Below are 17,541 nucleotides of genomic sequence, written 5' to 3'. Positions count from 1 at the left end.
TGACGTAGCCGATGTGCTCGGAGTCACGGGCGCCAGGAATGCGACGCTAGGACGGAAAGGACGCCAGATGCAGGGACTGGTACTGCAGCTGACGCGCGCCGGATTTTTAATGCTGCTGTGGGTATTCATCTGGTCCGTGCTCCGAATCCTTCGGACCGACATCTACGCGCCCACCGGGGCAGTCATGGTGCGACGTGGTCTGGCGCTGCGCAGTACGCTGTTGCCTTCGCGCCAGCGCCGGCACGCGGCCCGCTATCTGGTGGTCACCGAAGGCGCGTTGGCCGGCGGACGCATCACGCTGAGCGGACAGCCGGTCTTGATCGGCAGGGCCGACGACTCGACGTTGGTGCTCACCGACGACTACGCGTCGACGCGGCACGCCAGGCTGTCTCAACGCGGCTCGGAGTGGTACGTAGAGGATCTAGGATCGACCAACGGCACTTACCTTGACAGGGCGAAGGTGACGACTGCGGTACGAGTTCCGATCGGAACCCCGATTCGAATCGGCAAAACGGCGATTGAGTTGCGCCCGTGACCCTGGTCCTGCGATATGCCGCGCGGAGTGATCGCGGCCTGGTACGCGCCAACAACGAAGACTCTGTGTATGCCGGCGCACGACTGCTCGCGCTGGCCGACGGCATGGGTGGTCATGCCGCCGGCGAGGTGGCCTCCCAGCTGGTGATCGCCGCGCTGGCCCACCTCGATGACGATGAGCCGGGCGGCGATCTGCTGGCCAAGCTCGACAACGCGGTGCGTTCCGGCAACGCGGCCATCGCCGCGCAGGTGGAGGCCGAGCCCGAGCTGGAGGGCATGGGCACCACGCTCACCGCGATCCTGTTTGCGGGCGACCGCATCGGGATGGTGCACATCGGCGACTCGCGCGGCTACCTGCTGCGCGACGGGGAGCTGAGCCAGATCACCAAGGATGACACGTTCGTTCAGACCTTGGTCGATGAAGGCCGCATCACCCGGGAAGAGGCTCACAGCCACCCGCAGCGGTCGTTGATCATGCGGGCGCTCACCGGCCACGAGGTCGAGCCGACGCTGACCATGCGCGAGGCGCGCGCAGGTGACCGTTATCTGCTCTGCTCCGACGGGTTATCGGATCCGGTGAGCGACGAGACCATCCTCGAGGCCCTGCAGATCCCCGACGTCGCCGAGGCCGCCTACCGCCTCATCGAGTTGGCGCTGCGCGGCGGCGGCCCGGACAACGTGACCGTCGTGGTCGCCGACGTGGTCGACTACGACTACGGGCAGACCCAGCCGATTCTCGCCGGTGCGGTGTCGGGTGACGAGGATCAGATGACCCTGCCCAACACCTCGGCAGGACGCGCCTCGGCGATTCGGCCCCGCGATGAATCCGCCAAACGCGTTGCGCCGCAACCGGAGACACCGAATCGGCCGCGCTGGTCGCGCCGGAAGATGTACATGGCCGTCGGCCTGGCGGTGCTGTTGGTGTTCGCGGGTCTCACCGTCGGATGGTGGGTCATCCAACGCAACTACTACGTCGCGGAATACAGCGGCAGGATCTCCATCGTCCGCGGGATCCAGGGCACCCTGTTGGGCATCCCGTTGCAGGAGCCCTACCTGGTGGGCTGCCTCAACGCCCGCAACGAGCTTTCCCTGATCAGCTACGGGCAATCCAGTAGCCACCCCAATTGCCAGCTGATGACGCTGCAAGACCTGCGCCGGCCCGGACAAGTGCAAGTTCAAACCGGACTGCCGGGCGGCAGCCTGGACCAGGCCGAGTCGCAGCTGCGGCAGCTGTTGGCCGAATATCTGTTACCGATCTGTCCGCCTCCGCGCGCGACGTCGCCGCCCGGCGCACCGGGCACGCGCAGCGGAACGCCAGAATCCGGCACCACAGCATCGCCAGCACCACCGACCACCAGCTCTTCGAGCGCCGGCCCCTCACCGGGCACGAGCACCAACGGCCCCGCGAACTCTGCGCCGGCAGGTCCGACGACCACATCGCAGACAGTTACCGCGCTTCCCGGGCCGCCACTACAACCGGGCATCGATTGCCGGACGGTGGCATGACGACCCAACTTCAGCCGCCGGTCGCGGTCACGCCCCCGTTGCCTACCCGGCGTAATGCCGAGTTGCTGCTGCTGGGCTTCGCCTCACTGATCACGGTCGCCGCGCTGCTGATAGTCGAAGCCAACCAAGAGCGCGAGCTGCACTGGACCGCGATCAGCTACGGGCTGGTGTTCCTCATCGTCTTCGGCTCGGCGCACGTGGCCATCCGGCGCTTCGCGCCCTACACCGATCCGCTGCTGTTGCCGATCGTGGCGTTGCTCAACGGCCTTGGCCTGGTGATGATTCACCGGCTCGACCTGGTCACCAATCAGCTCAGCGGACGACACCACCCCAGCGCGACCCAGCAGATGCTGTGGACCCTGATCGGTGTGGTGACTTTTTCGCTGGTGGTCACTTTTCTGAAAGACCATCGGCAACTGGCGCGCTACGGCTACATCTGCGGACTGGTAGGTCTGGTCTTCCTGGTGATCCCCGCCCTGCTGCCGGCATCGCTGTCAGAACAGAACGGCGCCAAGATCTGGATTCGCTTCCCCGGCTTCTCGATTCAGCCCGCCGAGTTCTCCAAGATCCTGCTGCTGATCTTCTTCTCCGCCGTGCTGATCGCCAAGCGCGGCCTGTTCACCAGTGTCGGTAAGCATTTCATGGGACTGACCCTGCCGCGCCCGCGCGACCTTGCGCCGCTGCTGGCGGCATGGGTGATCTCGGTCGGCGTGATGGCCTTCGAAAAAGACCTCGGCACATCGCTATTGCTCTACACGTCGTTTCTGGTGGTGGTCTACCTCGCCACCCAACGCTTCAGCTGGGTGGGGATCGGCCTGGTGCTCTTCGTCGCGGGAAGCGTTGTCGCGTATTACATTTTCTCCCACGTCCGGGTCCGCGTGCAGATGTGGTGGGACCCGTTCTCCGACCCCGACGGCAGCGGCTACCAGATTGTCCAGTCGCTCTTCAGTTTTGCCACCGGCGGGATCTTCGGGACCGGCCTGGGTAACGGTCAGCCCGACACCGTGCCGGCCGCCTCGACCGACTTCATCATCGCCGCGTTCGGCGAGGAACTGGGGTTGGTCGGCCTGGCCAGCATCTTGATGCTCTACACCATCGTGATCGTGCGGGGCCTGCGCACGGCGATCGCCACCCGCGACAGCTTCGGCAAGCTGCTGGCCGCGGGCCTGGCGTCGACGCTGGCCCTTCAGCTGTTCATCGTCGTCGGCGGGGTCACCCAGCTCATTCCGCTGACCGGGCTGACCACGCCGTGGATGTCCTACGGTGGCTCGTCCTTGCTGGCGAACTACGTGCTGCTGGCCATCCTGGCGCGTATCTCGCACAGCGCCCGTCGTCCCCTGCGCAGCCGCACCCGCAAGCCGCCGATCGCGGCGGCCAGCACCGAGGTGATCGAGCAAGTATGAACGCCTCCCTGCGCCGGATCTCGGTGACCGTGATGGCGTTGATCGTGTTGCTTTTGATCAACGCCACGATGACGCAGGTCTTCGCCGCCGACTCGCTGCGTGCCGACCCGCGCAACCAGCGGGTCCTGCTCGACGAGTATTCGCGCCAGCGCGGCCAGATCGTGGCCGGCGGCCAGCTGCTGGCCTATTCGGCCGCCACCGACAACCGCTACCGCTTCCTTCGCGTCTACCCCAACCCCGAGGAGTATGCGCCCGTCACCGGCTTCTATTCACTGCGTTATTCCAGCACCGGCCTGGAGCGCGCCGAGGATCCGCTGTTGAACGGTTCCGACGAGCGGCTCTTCGGGCGCAGGCTGGCCGACTTCTTCACCGGCCGTGACCCGCGCGGCGCGAACGTCGACACCACGCTCAAGCCACGCGTCCAGCGCGCCGCCTGGGACGCGATGCAACAGGGCTGCGGCGGTCCGCCGTGCAAGGGCGCCGTCGTCGCCCTCGAACCGTCGACCGGCAAGATCCTGGCGATGGTGTCCTCGCCGTCCTATGACCCCAACCTGCTGTCGTCGCACGATCCCGAGGTGCAGGCGCAGGCGTGGCAGAAGCTGCGGGACGACCCCAACAACCCGCTGACCAACCGCGCGATCTCGGAGACGTACCCGCCCGGCTCCACCTTCAAGGTCATCACCACCGCGGCCGCGCTGCAGGCCGGTGCCTCCGACACCGAGCAGCTGACGGCCGCCCCCTCCATCCCGCTGCCCAACAGCACGGCAACTTTGGAGAACTACGGTGGGGAATCGTGTGGAAACGAGCCGACGGCGTCGCTGCGGCAGGCCTTCGCCCTGTCCTGCAACACCGCATTCGTCCAGCTCGGCATCCTCACCGGGTCCGACGCGCTGCGCAACATGGCGCACTCGTTCGGGCTGGACAGCACGCCCAGCGTCATCCCGCTGCAGGTCGCGGAGTCGACCGTGGGGATCATTCCGGACGCCGCGGCGCTGGGAATGTCGAGCATCGGCCAGAAGGATGTCGCGATTACACCCCTGCAGAACGCCGAGATCGCCGCGACCATCGCGAACGATGGGGTGACGATGCAGCCCTACCTGATCGACAGCCTCAAGGGGCCCGACCTGACCACGATTAGCACCACGGCACCGTATGAGCAGCGGCGCGCCGTGTCGCCGCAGGTCGCCGCTAAGCTAACAGAGCTGATGGTCGGCGCCGAGAAGGTCGCACAGCAGAAAGGGGCCATTCCCGGCGTGCAGATCGCATCTAAGACTGGTACCGCAGAGCATGGCAGCGATCCGCGGCACACCCCGCCGCACGCGTGGTACATCGCTTTCGCGCCCGCACAGACCCCGAAGGTCGCTGTGGCGGTGTTGGTGGAGAATGGCGCCGACCGCCTGTCCGCGACGGGGGGTGCACTCGCCGCGCCGATCGGACGGGCTGTGATCCAGGCCGCGCTACAGGGAGGACCATGAGCCCGCGAGTTGGTGTGACGCTGTCTGGCAGGTACCGCCTACAGCGCCTGATCGCCACCGGCGGCATGGGTCAGGTGTGGGAGGCGGTAGACAGCCGGCTGGGCCGACGCGTCGCAGTCAAGGTGCTCAAGCAGGAGTTCTCCCAGGACCCCGAGTTCATTGAGCGGTTCCGCGCCGAGGCGCGTACCACCGCGATGCTCAACCACCCCGGGATCGCGGCCGTCCACGACTACGGCGAAAGCCAGCTGGACGGCGAAGGCCGCACCGCGTATCTGGTGATGGAGCTGGTCAACGGCGAGCCGCTGAACTCGGTGCTCAAGCGCACCGGCCGGCTGTCGCTGCGGCACGCGCTGGACATGCTCGAGCAGACGGGACGCGCTCTGCAGGTGGCGCACGCCGCCGGGCTGGTGCACCGCGACGTCAAGCCGGGCAACATCTTGATCACCCCGACCGGCCAGGTGAAGATCACCGACTTCGGTATCGCCAAGGCCGTCGACGCCGCACCGGTGACCCAGACGGGGATGGTGATGGGCACCGCCCAGTACATCGCACCCGAGCAGGCTTTGGGCCACGACGCCACCCCGTCCAGCGACGTGTATTCGCTGGGAGTCGTTGGCTACGAGGTTGTTTCGGGCAAGCGGCCGTTCACCGGTGACGGCGCTTTGACGGTGGCGATGAAGCACATCAAGGAGCCCCCGCCGCCGCTGCCCGCCGAGCTGCCGCCCAACGTGCGCGAACTCATCGAGATCACCCTGGTGAAGAACCCGGCGATGCGCTACCGCAGCGGCGGGCCGTTCGCCGACGCCGTGGCCGCCGTGCGGGCCGGTCGTCGCCCGCCGCGGCCCAGCGCGACACCGCCTGCCGGCCGGGCCTCGCCGGCGGCCATTCCGTCCAGCCCGACGACCCGTGCCGCCGCGGTGTCGCCGAGTCGAACCGCGGCGCCCCGTCGGTCGCGGCCGACCACCGGCGGCCACCGCCCGCCCCCGGCCCGGCGCACCTTCTCCTCGGGTCAGCGCGCGCTGCTGTGGGCGGCCGGCGTGCTCGGCGCGCTGGCGATCATCATCGCGGTGCTCATCGTCATCAATTCGAAGGCCGACCAGCAGCAACAGCCACCGACGGTGACCGACACCGGCACCCCGCCCGCCTCGGCGCCACCCCCGCCGAGCAAGACACCGAGCGGTTCGGGGGCCCGGCCCGAAATGCGACTCGATTGGCCGGATGACGGGACAATAGGGGCCTCCGGCTTCCACAACGTGCCGGCCCGACACGGAACACACCAATGACCACGCCGCAACACCTGTCCGACCGTTACGAACTGGGCGAGATCCTCGGCTTCGGGGGTATGTCCGAGGTTCATCTGGCACGCGACGTCCGTTTGCATCGCGACGTCGCGGTCAAGGTGTTGCGCGCGGATCTGGCCCGCGACCCCAGCTTCTACCTCCGCTTCCGGCGCGAGGCGCAAAACGCCGCCGCGCTGAATCACCCGTCCATCGTCGCGGTCTACGACACCGGCGAAGCCGAGACACCCACCGGGCCGCTGCCCTACATCGTCATGGAGTACGTCGACGGCGTCACCCTGCGCGACATCGTGCACACCGATGGCCCGATGCCGCCGCGCCGGGCCATCGAGATCATCGCCGACGCGTGCCAGGCGCTGAACTTCAGCCACCAGAACGGCATCATCCACCGTGATGTCAAGCCGGCCAATATCATGATCAGCACCACCAATGCGGTCAAGGTGATGGACTTCGGTATCGCCCGTGCGATCGCCGACAGCGGCAACAGCGTCACCCAGACCGCCGCGGTGATCGGAACCGCGCAGTATCTCTCGCCCGAGCAGGCCCGCGGCGACACCGTCGACGCCCGTTCCGACGTGTATTCGCTGGGCTGTGTTCTCTATGAAATCCTCACGGGCGAGCCGCCTTTCACCGGTGATTCACCGGTGGCTGTTGCCTACCAACACGTTCGGGAAGACCCGGTCCCGCCGTCGCGGCGGCACGAGGGCATCTCCGCGGAACTCGACGCCGTCGTGCTCAAGGCGCTGGCGAAGAATCCCGACAACCGTTATCAGACCGCCGCGGAGATGCGCGCCGATCTGATTCGGGTGCACAACGGCGAAAAGCCCGAAGCGCCAAAGGTGCTCACCGACGCCGACCGGAGCTCGCTGCTGTCGTCCGGTCCCGGCGCCGCCGGCCCGTCGCGGACCGATCCGCTGCCGCGTCAGGTTCTCTCCGACGCGGGTGAGGACCGCAGCGTCGGCTCGGTCGGCCGCTGGATCGTCGCGGTCGCCGCGCTGGCGGTCTTGACGATCGTTGTCGTCATCGCCTTCAACGCGTTCGGCGGCGGCGCCCGCGACGTGCAGGTGCCCGACGTGCGCGGGCAGGTGTCCGCCGACGCCATCGCGGCGCTGCAGAACCGCGGCTTCAAGACCCGCACCCTGCAGAAGCCGGATTCCACGATCCCGCCCGACCACGTCATCGGCACCGACCCAGGCGCCAACGCGTCGGTCAATGCGGGCGACGAGATCACCATCAACGTCTCGACCGGGCCCGAACAGCGAGAAGTGCCCGACGTGTCGTCGCTGAGCTACTCCGACGCGGTCACCAAGCTCAAGGCCGCGGGATTCAGCAAGTTCAAGCAGGCCAACTCGCCGTCGACCCCGGAACTGCTGGGCAAGGTGATCGGGACCAACCCGCCGGCGAACCAGACTTCGGCGATCACCAACGTGGTCACCCTCATCGTCGGCTCCGGGCCGGAGACCAAGCAGGTTCCCGATATCGCGGGCCAGAACGTCGACATCGCGCAGAAGAACCTGACCGTCTACGGCTTCAGCAAGGTGACCCAGGTGCAGGTGGACAGCCCCCGCCCGGCCGGTGAGGTGATCGGAACCAATCCGCCCAAGGGACAGGCGGTTCCGGTCGACTCGGTGATCGAGCTGCAGGTGTCCAAGGGCAACCAGTTCATCATGCCCGACCTGTCCGGCATGTTCTGGACCGACGCTGAGCCGCGGCTACGCGCGCTGGGCTGGACGGGGATCTTGGACAAGGGCGCCGACGTCGACGCCGGCGGTTCCCAGTCGCATCGCGTGGTGTATCAGAACCCGCCGGTCGGTTCCGGGGTCAACCGGGACGGCATCATCACGCTGAAGTTCGGTCAGTAGCCGTCGGATCTGCCGGGAAATACGGTCGCACCGCCGCGTGCGCGTCGTTCTCGAGCCGGCGCACCAACGTGTCGTTGCGCTCCCATCCGCAGTCGGCGAGCCAGTTAGCCAGCATCCGGTGGCCACCCTCGGTCAGGATCGACTCCGGGTGGAACTGGACACCGTGAATCGGTAATTCGGTGTGCCGCACGCCCATGATCACGCCGCTCTCGGTGTGGGCCGTGACCTGAAGCACCGGCGGCAGCGACTCGGGCAGAATCGTCAGCGAATGGTAGCGCGTCGCCGTGAAGGGGTCCGGAAGCCCTTGCAGCACACCGACATTGCTGTGGTGGACGCTGCTGGTCTTGCCGTGCAGCAGCTCGGGGGCCCGGTCGACGACGGCACCGAATGCGACGCCGATGGCCTGGTGCCCCAGGCAGACGCCGAGCAGGGGGGTCCGCTCGGCGGCACACGCGCGAACCATCGGAATCGAGGCGCCCGCGCGTTCCGGGGTGCCCGGCCCCGGACTGAGCAACACCCCGTCGAACTGGCGGGCGACGGCCGCCTCGTCGGAGAGCCGGGTGTCGTCATTGCGCCAGACTTCGGCGTCCACACCCAGCTGACCGAGGTACTGCACCAGGTTGAACACGAAGCTGTCGTAGTTGTCGACAACCAGGATCCGCATCGTGTCAGGTTACCGCCCGCCGGCGCTCGAGCCGCTGGTCAGTAGGCGTCAGTAGCCGATCGGGCCGTTGGGCTGCGCGAAATGCAGCCGGTCGGGCTCGAAATGACCCACCACCTGCACGTCGGACTTGACCTCTTCGGTGTAACCGAGGCCGAAGCGCACCACGTATTGCTTGTACAGGATCACCAGGGGCGCGGCGGCCAGGGCAGCCTGCATGGCCGCCGCGTTACCGATCGCGGTGATCGTGTACGGCGGGCTGTAGGTGCGCCCGTTCAGCAAGAGGGTGTTGCCGACGCAGCGTGGCACCGACGTCGCGATGATCCGCTGGTCTTGCATCTGGATCGCCTCGGCGCCGGCGCTCCACAGCGCGTTGAGCACGGCCAAAATGTCTTGCTGGTGCACCACCAAGTCGTCCGGGGAGGCATCGCGGGGGAAACGGCCGTTGGCGTCCCGCTGCGCGTCCGCGAGGGTGACCACCAGGCCCGGCCCGTGCACCGGGCTCATTCCCGCCTCGCCGGCGAGCTGACTCGAGCGCCGCAGCATGGCCGCCAGGGCGGCATCGGACGACCGCCCGTGCGCAGCGTCGATCTTGCCGGCCAGCGCCTCGCGCTGGGCACTGAGACGATTCACCGACGACTGGGTCTCGCGGACCAGGTCCACCAGCCGAGGGGCGTCACTGCGACGGATTTCGGCGCCCCCGGAGACGCCGTGGGTGGCGGCGAGCAGCAGTCCGGCCAGCAGACACACGACCGGGACGCCCAAGCGCCATGGCGATCGGCGCTTCTGGATCATCGCCTCTCCAATTCCTGGTCACCGTCCCAGGTGAGTTAATCTCGTAGCCAAGCTATGGGTGCAGCGGCAGTGCTTATCGTTGCACCCCGTCCCACTCACCGTGTCGTTGAGGTAATCCGCGAGGTAATCATGCCCAAGTCCAAGGTCCGCAAGAAGAACGACTTCACCGTCGGCGCGGTCAGCCGCACCCCGGTGAAAGTCAAGGTCGGGCCGTCGAGCGTGTGGTTCGTCGCGCTGTTCATCGGTCTCATGCTGATCGGCCTCGTCTGGCTGATGGTGTTCCAGTTGGCCGCCGTCGGGAGCCAGGCGCCGACCGCTCTCAATTGGATGGCCCAATTGGGCCCCTGGAACTACGCGATCGCGTTCGCTTTCATGATCACCGGTTTGTTGCTCACGATGCGCTGGCACTGAGCAGGACCGTCGCCGTAATGAATTCATTTTCGGTCTTATTTGTCACCGCGTCAGCAACTTTGTAACCACCCAATCACACGCGTGTGATTTATCCCCACTGTTGATAGCTGATGTGGATAACCGCATAGGCAGTGGTGGGAGGGGTTAAGGACCTCATGCAGCAAACACAATGGCAGCCACACACGGCGGGAGTCGCTGGTTGTGGAACCGCGGGTGTTCTGATGGCTATCGCGGCTGTGACCGTGGTCACAGACCCGCCGGGGCGCATTCTGGCGGGCGTTGCCGCGGCGGGTCTGATCTTGTTTGCCGGCGTGTCATGGCACGCGCGTCCCAAGCTGGCAATCACGCCCGGCGGCCTGTCGCTCCGTGGCTGGTTCCGGACGCAGGTATTGCAGCAGTCCGACATCAAGATCATCCGCATCATCGAGTTCCGCCGCTACGGACGCAAAGTGCGGTTGCTCGAGGTCGAGACGGCCGACGGCGACCTGGTGCTGTTCTCCCGCTGGGACCTCGGAACGGATCCGCTGGAGGTGCTCGACGCGCTCACGGCAGCTGGCTACGCGGGCCGTCAGCAAGGCTGATCGGCCCGCGCGGCTCAGGGCCGGCTCAGGAGATGGTGATCGACTCGATGACGACCGGCTCGGTGGGACGGTCGTTGCCGTCGGTGCCCGTCGTCGCTATCGCCTCGACGACCTTCTGCGACTCGGGGTCGGTCACCTCGCCGAAGATCGTGTGGCGCCGGTTCAGGTGCGGGGTTTGGCCGACCGTGATGAAGAACTGCGAGCCGTTGGTGCCGGGGCCCGCGTTCGCCATAGCCAGCAGGTAGGGCTTGTCGAATTGCAGTTCGGGGTGGAACTCGTCGGCGAACTTGTAGCCCGGGCCGCCGCGACCGGTTCCGGTCGGGTCGCCGCCCTGGATCATGAAGCCCCGGATCACCCGGTGGAAAACCGCGCCGTCGTAGAACGGGCCGGACGAGCCTCCCGATGCGTTCTGCGTCGAGTACTCCTTGGTGCCCTGCGCCAGGCCAACGAAGTTGGCGACGGTCTTGGGCGCGTGGTTGCCGAAGAGGGCGACCTTGATGTCGCCGCGGTTGGTGTGGAGCGTGGCGGTAGCAGTCTGAAAGGGGCTGTTGGTCACGGCATCAGAGTCTGCCACTACGGGCGGGCGTTGCCGCACGCGGTGTCACCCAAGGCGACGCCGACGTCCCTATGCTGGCAGTCTGTTCGAATACCGGGCCGCCTTCACGGCAGGCCCCTACCCACGGGACAGGAAGGCGACAGATGAGCGCGAAGACGGATTCCCGGCTGACCCCGCGGCAGCGACTGGCCCGTGGCCTGTCCTATTCGGCGCAGGGACCGGTGGACGTCACCCGGGGAGTGGTCGGCCTGAGTGTCCAGTCCGCGCAGTCGACCGCCTCGCAGCTGCGTCGCCGGTATCAAGAGGGGCGGCTGGCCCGAGATCTCGCCGCGGCGCAGGAAATCCTGGCACAGGAGCTGGCCGCCGCGCAGGAAGTGGTCACGAGCCTGCCCCAGGCGCTGCAGGACGCGCGCCGCGCGCAGCGTCGCGGCAAGCGCCCGTTGGTCTTTGCGGGGGTCGCCGTCGCGGTCCTCGCCGGGGGCGCGGTCGCCTTCAGCATCATCCGGCGCTCCGTGCGGGCGAAGCCTCAGGATCCCCAGTCGCGGCCGCCGAGCGTCGACGTGCAACCGCGTCCCTAGGGTCTCAGCGCACAGCCAGCTGCAGCCGTTCGCGGCGCCGGACCAGGATGCTCGGCAGCCAGTCGCCGACGTCGGCCGCGTCGATCCACGAGGTGCGCTCGAGCAGCATCCGCAGCACGATGTGGGCCTCCAACCGGGCCAGCGCTGCACCTACGCAGAAATGCACGCCCTTGCCGAAACTCAGATGGCTCTTGGTCGCGGTGCGGTCGAGGCGGAATTCGTTCGGGGCTTCGACGTGTGCCGGGTCGCGGTTCGCCGCTCCCCACATCAGCAGCAAGTGTGCGCCACCCGGCACCTCGACCCCACCCAGAGTGGTGTCGCGCCACACGTGGCGGTAATGACCGCGAAACGGCGCCTCGAAGCGCAGCGTCTCTTCGATGAAAGCGCTTAGTAATTGCGGGTTTTCGCGAAGCTGCTGTTGGATCGCGGGGCGGTCGGCTAGAACGCCCACCGCGCTACCCAGCAGCGATGCCGTCGATTCTCCGGCGGCACTGAAGAGGGTCAGCATGATGCCCAGCGCCGGCAGCTGCTCGATTTCGCCCGACGCGCAGCGTGCGGCCAGGTCGGATATCAGCGCCGATTCTGGCTTATCGCTTGCCTTTTCGAAATGCTCTAGCACATAGCCGCCCAGTTCCATCGCCGCCAGTCCGGCCAGTTCGAGCTGTTCGGCAGCGACAATCCCGTCGAGCAACGCCGTGGTGGCGTAACCGAGCCGGATGAGTTTGTCGACATCATCATCGGGCAGACCCAGCAACTTGCAGACCACCATCATGGGCAAGCGGTTGGCGATCGCGCTCATCCATTCGATCTGACCATCGCGCAGATTCTCCTCCCAGAGACGGTCCGCGGTCTGAGCGGCGAACTCTTCGATGACCCGAATTCGCTTGGCCGACAGGTGTGGCAGCAGGATCTTTCGGTGCATCGCATGAATCGGATCGTCCGCCGTGGCCAATGCATGCATCGGGGTCCCCGGCGGGCCCATGTCGAACGGGGCAACGGTGCCGTCCTCGTGAAAAACCATGGTCGCCGTGAGGTTCGACGAAAAGTCTCCGACCCGATCGACGGCCTCATGCACCGCATCCCAACCGCATACCGCGTAGAACACCGAATCGCCGATGCGGTGCACCGGCGCCTCGGCGCGCATGCGGTCATACAGCGGGTAGGGGTCCTGGATCGCCTCGCCGCTGAAGAACCGGACCGCACTGTCCAAGACCGTCATGCGTTCAGGCTCGATGCAGCTCGCCGCAGCGTCAACGGGTTCCCGAGAAGTTGAGGAACCGTGGCGGGCGGAGTCGGCGACGGACGACCGCGCACACCCGTCACCAGCAGCCGATTCGCATGACAATTACTGCCCCTGATTTCTCATGCTGCGAGAAGTATTTCTGCATCGTGCAATGTGGTGGAACATGGGTGAATGCCGCGTGACGACTGGTTGGTGGGCCGCGATCGCGGTAGCGAAGCCGCCGAGCGGATCTACGCCGCGGCGGCGGACCTCATCGCGCGCCGTGGATACGAAGGATTCACGATCGAGGCCTTGGCAGCCCGGGTGCACTGCTCGCCCGCGACGATTTACCGGCATGCCGGCGGCAAAGCGGCCATCCGCGACGCCGTCGTCGGTATTCAAGCGGCTCGCATCGTCGACGCCACCCGGGTAGCCATCAAGGACCTCCGGGGCCCCGAGCGGGTCGTGACCGCCACGATTATGGCTTTGGAAAGCCTGCGTTCCGATCCGCTCGCTCAGCTCATGCGGTCGATCCACGCGGCCCCGGTCAGCGATTGGGTCATCAGCTCACCCACGGTGACCGCCCTGGCCGCCGAGATGCTGGGGCCTGGCAGCGACGACCCGCTGGCGGGGCAGTGGCTGATCCGCGTCTTCCTGGCGCTGTGGGGCTGGCCGCTCAAAGATCCGACCGCTGAGCGCGCCTTGGTGGAACGCTTTCTCGGCTCGTCGTACACCGCCAGGGCGGGGAAAGGGACTTGACTTGTGGAGCCTAGGGGAATCGAACCCCTGACACCCGCCTTGCAAAGGCGGTGCTCTACCAACTGAGCTAAGGCCCCTCATCGTGACTGGGTGGCTGACCTTGGTCATCCACAGCCAGGTGCCAGACCTCGACTCCACGTCGTGACCACGCCACCGCTGCCAATACGGCGATGAGTCCCAGTGGCAGTGCGAGCCTTACGCAACGTCTTGACGGGCACATGGTTGTGGGCCTAGGAGGACTCGAACCTCCGACCTCTTCGTTATCAGCGAAGCGCTCTAACCGCCTGAGCTATAGGCCCGTACTCGCGTACGGCCGAGCGACGAGATTACCGCAATCCCCGCCCTACTCCCAAAAGTGCACCATCCACTGCTAGTCGCGGTCCGCCAGCGTGACCTCGACGCCGCCGATCAGATCGGTCGTCAGGTTGTAAACGAACGCGGCGATGGTGGCCATCGCGGTCAACAGCACGATGTTGACCAAGCCGATCAGGACGGCGCCGCCGAAAATCGTGCCGCTGGACACAAGTTCGCCGCTGCTGCCGCTGGTGTTGTTCAGCAAGTCGCCGACGTTGCTGTTCAACTTCGACCACACACCCATGCCGCCGAGCACCAGGTAGAGAAACGCGACGGCGATCATCCACACGAAGAACAACGCCACCGAGAGCAGCAGCGATACCTTCAGCGTGCTCCAGGGGTCGATACGGCGGATCTGCATGCTGGCGCGCACCGGCCCGCGCGTCCGCCGCGACACCTGCACCCGGTTGTCGCGGTTCTCCCGGCTCTCCCGGTTTTCGGCGGTGGCCGGACGTCCGCCTCCCGACGGACTCGCGGACTCCGCGGGCCGCTCGGGGGCGGGCTTGCGGTGCGGGCCGCGCGGCACGGGGCCGGACAGATCCGGTAGCTCGCTGGCATAGGTCTCGGCCGTCGATGCCTCACCGCGCGCGGGCTCCGGCTCTTTGGCATGCGACGGGGCGCCCGGTGCCGCGGTGCCGGAGATGAAGCGGTTCAGCCGGGCTTCGACGCCGCCGGCCTGGCCGGATGGCCGCTTCTCGGTGGGCGGCTCGCTCTGTCGAGGTCCCGGGTGCTGGGGCCGGGCGCCGCCGCGCTGCCAGGGCGGTCCATCCCCGCCCTCTTGGCTGCGGCCACCCTGTGCGGGCGGCGCTGCGCGGCGCACGCCGGCACGCTCGACCGAACCTTCCCCGTTGGGGCCGTCCCCCTTATTGGGCGTGCCCGGATCGTTCGGTGAGGTCACCCCGACTCCTTAGGTCTCCTACCCTGGCCGCCCACGCGGTGGCAGTCGCATTATGTCTGGTCGGGCTGAGTCTAGTGGCTCGGTACCGACTAACTGTCCGACTCCGCGGCGCCTTCGATTTCCTCGACGACTTCGTCCGCGTTTTCTTCGGCGTTGCGGGCGATGGCCAACAGCGTGTTCTCTTCACCCAGGTTCATCAGGCGCACGCCCTTGGTCTGCCGTCCCGCCTTGCGGACCTGGCCCGCTGCGGTGCGGATGACGCCGCCTCCCGAGGTGATCGCGTACAGCTCGCTGTCCTCATCGACTATCAACGCACCAACCAGCCTGCCACGCCGGCGGTCGTACATCACTGTCAGGACTCCCTTGCCGCCGCGACCCTGCACCGGATACTCCTCGATCGCGGTGCGCTTGGCGTATCCGCCAGAAGTTGCGACCAGTAGGTACGTGCCCTCACGGACCACGTTGAGCGACAACAGGTAGTCGTCGGTGTTGAACCGCATGCCCTGCACGCCCGACGTCGCCCGCCCCATCGGACGCAGCGCCTCGTCGGTCGCCGAGAACCGGATGGACTGGCCGTTGGCCGAGACGAGCAGCAGGTCCTCATCCGCCGAGCACAGGACGGCACCGACCAGCTCGTCGCCGTCGCGCAGGTTGACCGCAACGATCCCGCCGGACCGGTTCGAGTCGAAGTCGGTCAGCTTGGTCTTCTTCACCAGACCATTGCGGGTCGCCAGCACCAGGTAGGGAGCGTCCTCGTAGCCGCGGATCTGGATGACCTGTGCGATGCGTTCCTCGGGTTGGAACGCCAGCAGGTTGGCGACGTGCTGACCGCGAGCGGTTCTCGAGGCCTCGGGTAGCTCGTATGCCTTGGCGCGGTAGACGCGGCCCTGCGTGGTGAAGAACAGGATCCAGTCATGCGTGGAGCACACGAAGAAGTGCCGCACGATGTCGTCCTGTTTGAGGCCGGCGCCCTGCACGCCCTTGCCGCCCCGCTTCTGGCTGCGGTACAGGTCGGTCTTGGTGCGCTTGGCGTAGCCGGTCTCGGTGATGGTGACGACGACGTCCTCGCGGGCGATCAGGTCCTCGTCGTTGACGTCACCGTCGGCGGCGATGATCCGGGTACGACGCTCGTCGCCGTGCTTGTCGACGATTTCGGCGAGCTCGTCGTGCACGATCCGGCGCTGCCGCTCGGGCTTGGCCAGGATGTCTTCCAGGTCCGCGATCTCCGCCTCGATCTTGGCCAGGTCGTCGACGATGCGCTGGCGCTCCAGGGCGGCCAGCCGGCGCAGCTGCATGTCCAGGATTGCCTGGGCCTGGATCTCGTCGATGTCCAGCAGCTCGATCAGGCCGGCCCGTGCGATCTCCACCGTCTCCGACGCGCGGATCAGGGCGATGACCTCGTCGAGCGCGTCGAGCGCTTTGACCAGACCGCGCAAGATGTGCGCGCGTTCATTGGCCTTGCGCAACCGGTAGGTGGTGCGCCGGACGATGACATCGAGTTGATGCGCGACGTAGTGGCGGATCATCTGGTCGAGCCGCAGCGTGCGCGGCACCCCGTCGACGATCGAGAGCATGTTCGCGCCGAAGCTGGTCTGCAGCTGGGTGTGCTTGTAGAGGTTGTTCAGCACCACCTTGGCCACGGCGTCGCGCTTGATCTCCACCACGATCCGCAGGCCGACGCGGTCGCTGGACTGGTCTTCGATGTTGGAGATGCCGGCCAGCTTGCCGTCGCGGACCTGCTCGGCGATCGAGGTGATGAAGTTGTCGTGGTTCACCTGGTAGGGCAGCTCGGTGATCACCAGCGAGGTGCGGCCGCGTGAATCCTCTTCTACCTCAACGACTCCGCGCATCCGGATCGAGCCGCGGCCGGTGGTGTAGGCGTCGTGGATGCCCTGCGACCCGACGATCAGACCGTGGGTGGGGAAGTCCGGGCCCTTGACCCGCTCGCGGACCGCGGCCAGCGTGGCCTCTTCGTCGGCCTCGTGATTTTCCAGGCACCAGTAGACGGCCTCGGCCAACTCGCGCAGGTTGTGCGGCGGGATGTTGGTCGCCATGCCGACCGCGATGCCGCCGGAGCCGTTGGCCAGCAGGTTGGGGAACCGGCTGGGCAGCACCGTCGGTTCCTGCACACGGCCGTCATAGTTGGGGATGAAATCGACTGTCTCCTCGTCGATTTCGCGCAGCATCTCCATCGCGAGCGGGGTCAGCCGCGCCTCGGTGTACCGCATGGCGGCCGGCGGGTCGTTACCCGGTGAACCGAAGTTGCCCTGCCCGTCGACCAGCGGATAGCGCAGCGACCACGGCTGCGCCATGCGCACCAGGGTGTCGTAGATCGACGCGTCGCCGTGCGGGTGGTAGTTACCCATCGTCTCGGCGACCGACCGTGCCGACTTGGCGTGGCTGCGGTCCGGGCGGAACCCGGAGTCATACATCGCATAGAGCACCCGGCGGTGCACCGGCTTGAGGCCGTCGCGCACCTCGGGTAGCGCGCGCCCGACGATGACGCTCATCGCGTAATCGATGTAGCTGCGCTGCATCTCCTGCTGAATGTCGACCGGTTGGATCCGGTCGACGGAGTCGTCACCTGGCGGCAGCGTGGTGTCAGTCATGTATTCCTCGTTGGTTGGTCAACGGTGGGCCGGGTCTGA

At 66.9% G+C, this 17,541-nt stretch carries 16 protein-coding genes and 2 tRNA genes; 10 read left to right on the top strand and 8 right to left on the bottom strand.

All coding sequences use genetic code 11. From position 1 onward, the window contains the following. Positions 1 to 67 precede the first annotated feature (67 nt). The 6 genes from A5760_RS17870 to pknB are packed head-to-tail and all read left to right on the top strand — an operon-like array spanning position 68 to position 8,078. Complete coding sequence (locus tag A5760_RS17870; protein WP_007771646.1) at positions 68 to 535, top strand: FHA domain-containing protein FhaB/FipA; 468 nt, start codon at positions 68 to 70, stop codon at positions 533 to 535. Further along, positions 532 to 2,040, top strand: a complete 1,509-nt coding sequence (locus A5760_RS17865) for a protein phosphatase 2C domain-containing protein (RefSeq protein WP_064883150.1) — start codon at positions 532 to 534, stop codon at positions 2,038 to 2,040. Before A5760_RS17870 ends, A5760_RS17865 begins: the two co-directional genes overlap by 4 nt. Beyond that, on the top strand, positions 2,037 to 3,443 hold the full coding sequence (locus tag A5760_RS17860) for an FtsW/RodA/SpoVE family cell cycle protein (RefSeq protein ID WP_064883148.1): 1,407 nt from the start codon (positions 2,037 to 2,039) through the stop codon (positions 3,441 to 3,443). The genes A5760_RS17865 and A5760_RS17860 overlap by 4 nt, the downstream gene beginning before the upstream one ends. Further along, positions 3,440 to 4,918, top strand: a complete 1,479-nt coding sequence (gene pbpA / locus A5760_RS17855; protein ID WP_064883146.1) for a D,D-transpeptidase PbpA — start codon at positions 3,440 to 3,442, stop codon at positions 4,916 to 4,918. Before A5760_RS17860 ends, pbpA begins: the two co-directional genes overlap by 4 nt. After that, complete coding sequence (locus tag A5760_RS17850; RefSeq protein WP_064883144.1) at positions 4,915 to 6,201, top strand: serine/threonine-protein kinase; 1,287 nt, start codon at positions 4,915 to 4,917, stop codon at positions 6,199 to 6,201. Before pbpA ends, A5760_RS17850 begins: the two co-directional genes overlap by 4 nt. Continuing rightward, positions 6,198 to 8,078, top strand: coding sequence for a Stk1 family PASTA domain-containing Ser/Thr kinase (gene pknB, locus A5760_RS17845; RefSeq protein ID WP_064883142.1), 1,881 nt, complete (start codon positions 6,198 to 6,200; stop codon positions 8,076 to 8,078). Before A5760_RS17850 ends, pknB begins: the two co-directional genes overlap by 4 nt. On the opposite strand, the gene A5760_RS17840 is transcribed toward pknB, so the two are convergent. Both A5760_RS17840 and A5760_RS17835 read right to left on the bottom strand, forming a co-directional pair. After that, positions 8,056 to 8,742, bottom strand: coding sequence for an aminodeoxychorismate/anthranilate synthase component II (locus tag A5760_RS17840; RefSeq protein ID WP_064883140.1), 687 nt, complete (start codon positions 8,740 to 8,742; stop codon positions 8,056 to 8,058). The genes pknB and A5760_RS17840 overlap by 23 nt on opposite strands. A gap of 48 nt (positions 8,743 to 8,790) precedes the next feature. Beyond that, positions 8,791 to 9,534, bottom strand: a complete 744-nt coding sequence (locus A5760_RS17835; RefSeq protein ID WP_064883138.1) for a DUF881 domain-containing protein — start codon at positions 9,532 to 9,534, stop codon at positions 8,791 to 8,793. Between the two features lie 129 nt (positions 9,535 to 9,663). Here A5760_RS17835 and crgA point away from each other — a divergent pair, with 129 nt between their 5' ends. Both crgA and A5760_RS17825 read left to right on the top strand, forming a co-directional pair. Then, positions 9,664 to 9,945, top strand: a complete 282-nt coding sequence (gene crgA, locus A5760_RS17830) for a cell division protein CrgA (RefSeq protein ID WP_064883136.1) — start codon at positions 9,664 to 9,666, stop codon at positions 9,943 to 9,945. Positions 9,946 to 10,100: 155 nt separating this feature from the next. Then, positions 10,101 to 10,526, top strand: a complete 426-nt coding sequence (locus tag A5760_RS17825) for a PH domain-containing protein (RefSeq protein WP_064883134.1) — start codon at positions 10,101 to 10,103, stop codon at positions 10,524 to 10,526. 25 nt (positions 10,527 to 10,551) lie between these two features. Here the strand turns inward: A5760_RS17825 and A5760_RS17820 are convergent, their stop codons facing one another. Then, positions 10,552 to 11,100: a peptidylprolyl isomerase gene (locus A5760_RS17820; RefSeq protein ID WP_064883132.1), complete on the bottom strand. Its 549-nt coding sequence runs from the start codon at positions 11,098 to 11,100 to the stop codon at positions 10,552 to 10,554. 125 nt (positions 11,101 to 11,225) lie between these two features. Between A5760_RS17820 and cwsA the strand changes: the two genes are divergently transcribed. Continuing rightward, a complete protein-coding gene (gene cwsA, locus A5760_RS17815; protein WP_064883130.1) occupies positions 11,226 to 11,660 on the top strand; it encodes a cell wall synthesis protein CwsA in 435 nt (144 codons plus the stop codon). Positions 11,661 to 11,664: 4 nt separating this feature from the next. Here cwsA and A5760_RS17810 read toward each other — a convergent pair whose 3' ends face one another. Further along, the gene (locus tag A5760_RS17810; RefSeq protein WP_064883129.1) at positions 11,665 to 12,879 is read right to left on the bottom strand and encodes a cytochrome P450; all 1,215 of its coding nucleotides are present in this window, start codon (positions 12,877 to 12,879) and stop codon (positions 11,665 to 11,667) included. Positions 12,880 to 13,074: 195 nt separating this feature from the next. Between A5760_RS17810 and A5760_RS17805 the strand changes: the two genes are divergently transcribed. Then, entirely contained in the window at positions 13,075 to 13,641 is a 567-nt protein-coding gene (locus A5760_RS17805; RefSeq protein WP_064883127.1) for a TetR/AcrR family transcriptional regulator, read from the top strand. 4 nt (positions 13,642 to 13,645) lie between these two features. On the opposite strand, the gene A5760_RS17800 is transcribed toward A5760_RS17805, so the two are convergent. The 4 genes from A5760_RS17800 to gyrA form a co-directional block, all read right to left on the bottom strand. Then, a tRNA-Ala gene (locus A5760_RS17800) sits at positions 13,646 to 13,718 on the bottom strand. Positions 13,719 to 13,866: 148 nt separating this feature from the next. Further along, positions 13,867 to 13,940, bottom strand: a tRNA-Ile gene (locus A5760_RS17795). 71 nt (positions 13,941 to 14,011) lie between these two features. Then, positions 14,012 to 14,893 carry a DUF3566 domain-containing protein gene (locus A5760_RS17790; protein WP_064883125.1) on the bottom strand — a complete coding sequence of 294 codons (882 nt, stop codon included), beginning with the start codon at positions 14,891 to 14,893 and terminating at the stop codon, positions 14,012 to 14,014. 89 nt (positions 14,894 to 14,982) lie between these two features. Then, positions 14,983 to 17,502: a DNA gyrase subunit A gene (gyrA, locus tag A5760_RS17785; protein WP_064883123.1), complete on the bottom strand. Its 2,520-nt coding sequence runs from the start codon at positions 17,500 to 17,502 to the stop codon at positions 14,983 to 14,985. Positions 17,503 to 17,541 lie beyond the last annotated feature (39 nt).

The sequence above is a fragment of the Mycobacterium colombiense genome, from assembly GCF_001665835.1.
Taxonomy (GTDB): domain Bacteria; phylum Actinomycetota; class Actinomycetes; order Mycobacteriales; family Mycobacteriaceae; genus Mycobacterium; species Mycobacterium colombiense_A.
The sequence above is the reverse complement of the archived record's forward strand: the minus strand, read 5'-3'. Positions and strand labels throughout refer to the sequence as shown.